Here is a 7,117-nt window from a genome sequence, read left to right as displayed (position 1 = left end):
CAGTGACGACCTCCGCGAAAACCTCTGCGGACCTCCGCGAGAAATAACGAAAGCACTATGTCCGAACAGATTTTCAACCTCCCCAACCTATCCCTCGAAAGCGGCGAAACCCTGGCGGGGGCCCACGTGGCCTACCGCACCTGGGGCCAGCTGAACGAAGACCGCACCAATGTGGTGTGGGTGTGCCACGCGCTCACGGCCAACGCCGACGTGCTGAGCTGGTGGCCGGGGTTGGTGGGACCGGGGTGCTATTTCGACCCCGCCGACTGGTTTATTGTGTGCGCCAACGTGCTGGGTTCCTGCTACGGCAGCACCAGTCCGCTCGACGACGACCCCGCCACCGGGCAGCCGCGCTACCAGCACTTCCCGCTGCTTACCATTCGGGATTTGGTGGCCGCCCACGACGCCCTGCGCGAGGAACTGGGCCTGACGGACATTCACACGCTGATTGGCGGCTCGCTGGGCGGGCAGCAGGCCTTGGAATGGGCCGTGCAGCGGCCGGAGCTGTTCGACCACCTAGTGGTTGTTGCCACCAATGCCCGGCATTCGGCCTGGGGCATTGCCTTCAACGAAGCCCAGCGGCTGGCCATTGAGGCCGACCCGACCTACGCCGCCGGCCAGCCCAGCGGGGGCGACGACGGCCTGCGCGCCGCCCGCGCCATTGCCCTGCTCAGCTACCGCAGCTACTCGGCCTACGCCGAAACCCAAACCGACCCCGACGACGCGCTCCTCCGCGAACACCGGGCCAGCACCTATCAGCGCTACCAGGGCGAGAAACTGGTGGCGCGCTTCGACGCCTACAGCTACGTGGCCCTGAGCCGCAGCATGGACTCGCACAACCTCGGCCGGGGCCGGGGCGGCGTGGCCAAGGCGCTGGGCCGCATCGGGGCGCGCACGCTGGTGCTGGGCATCACGTCCGACGTGTTGTTTCCGCTCAGCGAGCAGCGGGAGTTGGCCGCCCACATCCCGGGCGCCATGTACGCAGAGTTAGACTCGCGCTATGGGCACGACGGCTTTTTGCTGGAAACGGCGGCCATCACGCACTTTCTGGAGCTGTTCTACGCGCCCACGTTTGCGCATTGATAAACCAGGCAGCACGGAAGTACCCCTGAAATAGGTCGTCATGCTGAGCTTGTCGAAGCATCTCTCCCGCGAGAGTAATCATTTACTACCATTTACTACTGCGGGAGAGATGCTTCGACAAGCTCAACATGACGACCGGGGGGTCTTACACGCTTTCAATAAAAATCTTTTCATCAACCTCTTATGAACACCAACCCCGCTTTCCGCTTTTCCTTCGCTCGTCCGTTTTCGCTGCTCAGCGCCTTGCTGATGCTGGCAATGGGACTGGCCAGCTGTAGCGGGGCGGGTGACAAGGCCGCGGCTACCAACCCGGAAACCGTGCGGTTGGACTATGCCTATTACAACCCGCTCAGCTTGGTGCTGAAGCAGCAAGGCTGGCTGGAAAAAGACCTGGCCCAGCAGAACATCAAGGTGGAATGGGTGCTGAGCCAGGGCAGCAACAAGGCCCTGGAGTTTCTCAATGGCAGCAGCATCGACTTCGGCTCGACGGCGGGTGCGGCGGCGCTCATTGGCCGGGCAAATGGCAACCCGCTGAAAGCCGTGTACATCTACTCCAAGCCGGAGTGGACGGCACTGGTCACGGGCCCGAACTCCGGCATTAAGTCGGTGGCCGACTTGAAGGGCAAACGCGTGGCCGCCACCCGCGGCACCGACCCCTACATCTTCCTGCTGCGCGCCCTAGACCAAGCCGGGCTGAGCGAAAAAGACATTGAGCTGATTCCGCTGCAACACCCCGACGGCCGCGCCGCCCTTGCAACAGGCGACGTGGACGCCTGGGCCGGCCTCGACCCGCACATGGCCAAGGCCGAGCTGGAGTCGGGCGCCAAGCTGTTCTTTCGCAACCCCGACTTCAACAGCTACGGCGTGCTCAACGTGCGGGCCGAGTTTGCCCAGCAGCACCCGGCCCTGGTCGACCGCGTGCTGGCCGCCTACGAGCAGGCCCGCCAGTGGGCCCGCCAGCACCCCGCCGAGCTGAAGCAAACCCTCGCCACCGAGGCCAAGCTCAGCGAAGCCGTGGCCGCCAAGCAGCTGGAACGCACCGATTTTTCCAATTTCAACTTCGGCAGTTCGCAGCGGGCCACCATCACGGCGGCCGGCGACGTGCTCAAGAAAAGCGGCGTGATTGAGCCCGGCATCGACGTAAACAAAACCGTCGGCGAGCTGATTGACGCCAGTTTTGCGAGCAAACTACCTGCTCCCGCCAAGGGCGTTACCGCCGCTAAATAAGCCGCGGCGCTGTTTTGCCGATTTATCCCTCTACCGAATGGCTGACTTAACCTCTGTGTATGCGCCGGCCACGCCGGACGCCTCGGAAGTACGGATGCCCGCGCGGCCAGCGGCAGCCCCGGCCGCTCCGCGCAAGTGGGGCTGGCTGACGGGCGTGGTGCTACCCGTGGCGCTGCTGCTGCTGTGGGAGGTGCTGGCCCGCGCCGGCGTGTTGCGGCCCAACCTGCTGCCGGCGCCTTCGCGGGTGCTGGCCACCATCGCCGAGCTGGCCCGCACCGGGGCACTGTGGGAGCACGTGGGCATCACGCTGGTGCGGGTGGCGCTGGGGTTTGCGCTGGGCGGCGCGCTGGCCACGGTGCTGGGGGCCGCCACGGGGTATTCGCGCCGGCTGTTCCATTTGCTCGACCCGCTGCTGCAAGGCATCCGCAACATTCCCTCCCTGGCCTGGGTGCCGCTGTTCATCCTCTGGATGGGCATTTACGAAACGTCGAAAGTGGTGCTGATTGCCGTGGGCGTGTTTTTCCCGGTGTATTTGAACCTGATGAACGGCGTGCAGGGCGTGGACCGCAAGCTGGTGGAGGTAGGCCGGGTGTACCGGCTTTCGGGGTGGCAATTGGTGCGCCGAGTGTTTCTGCCGGCCACGCTGCCGGCCTATTTGGTGGGCCTGCGCAGCGGCCTGGGCCTGGGCTGGATGTTTGTGGTGGCCGCCGAAATCATGGGCGCCAACAAGGGCCTCGGCTTTTTGCTGGTGGACGGGCAAATGACCGGCCGGCCCCAAACCATCCTCGCCAGCATCCTGCTGTTTGCCGTGCTGGGCCAACTCACCGACGCCGGCCTAGCGGCCCTGAGCCGCTACCTGCTGCGCTGGCAAGACACGCATTCGGTGAGTTGGTGAGGTGGTGAGATGGCGAGTTTGAAGTTCAATCAGAACGAGAGGCGCAAGCCGCGCAAGCCGAACATCAAACTCACCACCTCACGATTTCACCATTTCACCTCACCCCTCCCCACATGCTCCGCATCGAACACCTCAGCAAGCAGTTTGCCTCTGGCCTTGCGGCGCTGGCTGACGTGAGCTTGCGCGTGCAGCCCACTGAAATAGTGGCGCTGGTGGGCGCCAGCGGCTGCGGCAAAAGCACGTTGCTACGCATTGTGGCAGGGCTGGAGGTGCCCACTGGCGGCCGGGCCCTCATCAACGAAGAACCCATTGCCGGCCCCAACCCCGCCGTGGGCGTGGTCTTCCAGGAGCCTCGCCTAATGCCCTGGCTCACGGTGCGCCAGAACGTGCGCTTCGGGCTGGCCGACTTGCCGCGGGCCGAGCAGGAAGCCCGCACCGAAGCCGTGTTGGAGCGAGTGGGCCTGAGCAAGTTTGCCGATGCCCTGCCGCGCCAGCTTTCGGGCGGCATGGCCCAGCGGGTGGCCATTGCGCGGGCACTGGTGGCGCAGCCGGCGCTGCTGCTGCTCGACGAGCCCTTCAGTGCCCTCGACCCCTTCACCAAGATGGATTTGCAGGACCACCTACTCCACGTCTGGGCCTACGACCGGCCCACGCTGCTGCTCGTGACCCACGATTTGGAAGAAGCCCTCGTGCTGGCCGACCGCGTGGTGGTGCTGCGCGGCCATCCCGGCCGCATTCACGAAACCGTGCGGGTGGAGCTGCCCCGCCCGCGCCGCCGCACCGATGCAGACTTCCAAGCCTACAAACAGCGCCTGATGGAAGCGCTGGATGTGCGGGCGGAAGCCGTGGCGTAAACGATGATACACAAGAGCAAAAAGAACGTCATGCAGAGCGCAGCGAAGCATCCCGCTCGCCACCACTAATTATTATTAGGAGCAAAAGGACCGTCATGCAGAGCGCAGCGAAGCATCTCGCTCGCATCGTTGCAAAGTCACTGATTACTACCCCACGCGAGACGCTTCGCTGCGCTCTGCATGACCAGCTGATTTAACCAGTTTATATTTTTCTTTCAATGAACGTTGACAAACAACCCCTGCGCATTGGCCTCATTGGTTTTGGCTGCGTGGGGCAGGGCTTTTACGACATCGTGCAGCAGCAGCCCGGCCTGAGCTTAGTCGTCACGCGCATTGCCGTGAAAAGCCCTGACAAGCCCCGGACGCTGCCTGCGGAGCGGTTTAGCTTTCACGCCGACGAGCTGCTGGATGACCCGGAAGTGGACGTGCTGATTGAGGTAATTGACGACCCCGACGAGGCGTTTCGGCTGGTGAGCGCCGCCCTCCGGCAAGGCCGCCGCGTGGTGACGGCCAACAAGGCCATGTTGGCCCGCCACTTGCCCGAACTCGTGCAGCTGCAGGCGGAACACGGCGGCACCCTGCTCTACGAAGCGGCTGTGTGCGGCAGCATCCCCATCATCCGCACTCTGGACAGCTACTTCAGCCACGAACCGTTGCGCTCGGTGAGCGGCATTTTCAACGGCTCGTCAAACTACGTGCTGACCCGTATGAGCGAGGAAGGGTCCGATTATGGCCCGGCCCTGGCCGAAGCCCAGGCAAAAGGCTTCGCCGAAACTGACCCAGCCCTTGACATGGGCGCCTTCGACCCGCGCTCGAAAGCCGTGATTCTGGCGGCCCACGCCTACGGTGTTTTCCTGAACCCCGACGAAGTGCTCAACCTGGGCATCGAAAGCATAAGCGCCGCCGACATTGCCCACGCGGCGGCGCAGGGGCAGAAAATCAAGGTAGTAGCCGGGTTGTACCACTTGCCCAGCGGACGCGTAACGGCCCTGGTGACGCCGCAATTCGTTGGCCCTGAGTCGCCGCTCTACGCCGTGGAGCACGAGTTCAATGGCGCGGCCATCGAGGCCGAGTTTGCCGGCACGCAGTTTCTGCGCGGGCGCGGCGCGGGCGGCCACCCCACCGGCTCGGCCGTGCTGGCCGACGTGCTGGCCTTGCAGCGCGGCTTCCGCTACGGCTACGCCAAGCGCGCGGCGGCCCCCGAGCCGCAGCTCACCGAGGCCTTAGAAGTCACCCTCTACCTGCGCCATGCCAACGCGGAGGTATTGCGAGCAGCCCTGAACTGGCTGCAGCTGCCCCTGGGCGCGCTGCACGTCAACGTGCGTGGCCCCCATGCAACGGGCACCGCCACGCTCCACGCCCTGCAAACCTGGCGTGAGGAGCTGCGCGCCGCCGGCGTGTTTGTGGCCCGGCTGGGCGAGGTGCGCCCGGCCTCGGTGACTTTTGATGTTGAGAAGGCCAGTGCTGAAAAAGCCGGGGAAGTCAAGACGCTTGTGTAGACCAGTCCACCCAAAAGAGCCAGCAATGCCTGTCCTTAATAAGAACGGTCATGCTGAGCGGAGTCGAAGCATCTCTCCTGCAATGGTAATTTGTTTACTCTCGCAGGAGAGATGCTTCGACTCCGCTCAGCATGACCGTTTACTTAGACAGGTCCAATGGGGGCTTCAGCCCGAAGCTCCCAAAGCGCCTTATTTAAACTCGATGCGCACGGGGGCCTGCCCCGGAAACTTCAGCAAATAGAGTCCCGCTTTGAGCGAGCCGCGCAGCACGTTGAGGTCGTGCACGCTGGGGTTGAAGGTGCGCACCACGCGGCCGGCTGCGTCGAGCAGCTGGGCTTCGATGGGTAAGAGCCAGGACTCGGGCAGCACGACCCGCAGGGCGTCATCGGCCGGAACGGGGTAGGCTTGCGCGACGGGAGCATTCTTGAGCGCGCCGGGTTTGGCGGACGTTACCACAACACCGGTCTGGCCCAGACTGGGCCGCAGGAAGTCGCGAATGGCGCGGAAAGTGGTGTCGGCGTAGGCCTGGCCAGCAGTGTTGGTATTTTCGAAGGGAACGTGGCCCGCCCGGCTTAGCCTAACCAAGGTGTTGCGGATGCCCACTGCCGTGGCCCGCGGATGCAGGCGCCCGCTGCCGAACACGTACTTGGGCGGCAGGAACGAGCCCACTCGGCCCTGGAAATACGGCACCGTGGTGTCGGAAGTGCCGTGCACGCTGAGCAGCGGCGCATTGCCGGCCTCGATGAGGTTGGGGCTTTCGGTGGCGCCACTCAGGTTGAGTACGGCCAGCGGCAGGCTACTGTAGCCGGGGTTGCCGCTGTTGCCTTCCACGCCGCCGAGGGAGGCAATGTCGACGTAAGCGGGCACTTCGCTGGCCTTGTCCAGATACCCCGTTCCCAGCGCGGCAAAGGCCCCGGCCGACGACCCGCCCACGGCAATGTAGCTGGGCTGCACCCGGTAGGTGTTGGTGGTAGCCGCGTCGCGGCGGAAGAAGCGCACGGCCGCCTTCATGTCCTGAATGCCGCGGATGGCGGCCCGGGCTACGCCCACGGTATCGGCGGCCGGCGGCGGGAATCCGCTAACGGGAAAGCCCAGGCGGTAGTCGATGCTGGCCGTGACGTAGCCCAGCTGGGCGAAGCGCCGGCACACGGCCACCATGTAGGCGTCGGTGCGCGAGCCGGTGACGAAGCCGCCCTGGTGGGCAAAAATGATGACCGGCCGCTGGGCCAGCACGTCGCCGGCGGGTTGGTAAATGTCCATCAGCAGGGTCTGGTTGTTGCCGACCAGGTTGACGGCCTGCCCAAACGCCACGCCCAGCGTCTCGGTCACGTTGGGGAAAATGGGCCGGTAGTAGCGGCCGCCCGTGGTGTCAATTTGGGCGGAAGCGGACTGCAAGCCCACAAGTAGCAGGGCCAGCAAGAAGGTTAGGGGAGTTTTCATAGCTGATAAAGAGGCAAGAAGAGAGTCGGCAGCGCGTATTCACCTCGCCCCGAGGCCAGGAGCGTGGTCTATAAGCGAGAACCAAGGCAGTACTCTAATGTTGCCAACCTCGTTTCAAA

General features: G+C 64.4%; 6 protein-coding genes. 5 read left to right on the top strand and 1 reads right to left on the bottom strand.

Annotation, left to right across the window (positions count from 1 at the left end; all coding sequences use genetic code 11):
* The first annotated feature begins 57 nt into the window (after window positions 1–57).
* From VF629_RS25435 to VF629_RS25415, 5 genes are all read left to right on the top strand, one after another.
* A complete protein-coding gene (locus tag VF629_RS25435) occupies window positions 58–1,083 on the top strand; it encodes a homoserine O-acetyltransferase family protein (RefSeq protein ID WP_331061332.1) in 1,026 nt (341 codons plus the stop codon).
* Window positions 1,084–1,266: 183 nt separating this feature from the next.
* The gene (locus tag VF629_RS25430; RefSeq protein ID WP_331061331.1) at window positions 1,267–2,310 is read left to right on the top strand and encodes an aliphatic sulfonate ABC transporter substrate-binding protein; all 1,044 of its coding nucleotides are present in this window, start codon (window positions 1,267–1,269) and stop codon (window positions 2,308–2,310) included.
* A gap of 37 nt (window positions 2,311–2,347) precedes the next feature.
* Window positions 2,348–3,205 (top strand): ABC transporter permease, encoded by an 858-nt coding sequence (locus tag VF629_RS25425; RefSeq protein WP_331061330.1) that lies wholly within the window; start codon window positions 2,348–2,350, stop codon window positions 3,203–3,205.
* A gap of 113 nt (window positions 3,206–3,318) precedes the next feature.
* Window positions 3,319–4,059 carry an ABC transporter ATP-binding protein gene (locus VF629_RS25420; RefSeq protein WP_331061329.1) on the top strand — a complete coding sequence of 247 codons (741 nt, stop codon included), beginning with the start codon at window positions 3,319–3,321 and terminating at the stop codon, window positions 4,057–4,059.
* Window positions 4,060–4,277: 218 nt separating this feature from the next.
* Window positions 4,278–5,558 (top strand): homoserine dehydrogenase, encoded by a 1,281-nt coding sequence (locus tag VF629_RS25415; RefSeq protein WP_331061328.1) that lies wholly within the window; start codon window positions 4,278–4,280, stop codon window positions 5,556–5,558.
* A 189-nt stretch (window positions 5,559–5,747) separates the two neighbouring features.
* On the opposite strand, the gene VF629_RS25410 is transcribed toward VF629_RS25415, so the two are convergent.
* Window positions 5,748–6,998, bottom strand: a complete 1,251-nt coding sequence (locus VF629_RS25410) for an alpha/beta hydrolase fold domain-containing protein (RefSeq protein WP_331061327.1) — start codon at window positions 6,996–6,998, stop codon at window positions 5,748–5,750.
* Window positions 6,999–7,117 lie beyond the last annotated feature (119 nt).

The sequence above is a fragment of the Hymenobacter sp. genome (assembly GCF_036388155.1).
Taxonomy (GTDB): domain Bacteria; phylum Bacteroidota; class Bacteroidia; order Cytophagales; family Hymenobacteraceae; genus Hymenobacter.
Note: the sequence above shows the minus strand (reverse complement) of the source record. Positions and strands in the feature narration are given on the sequence as shown.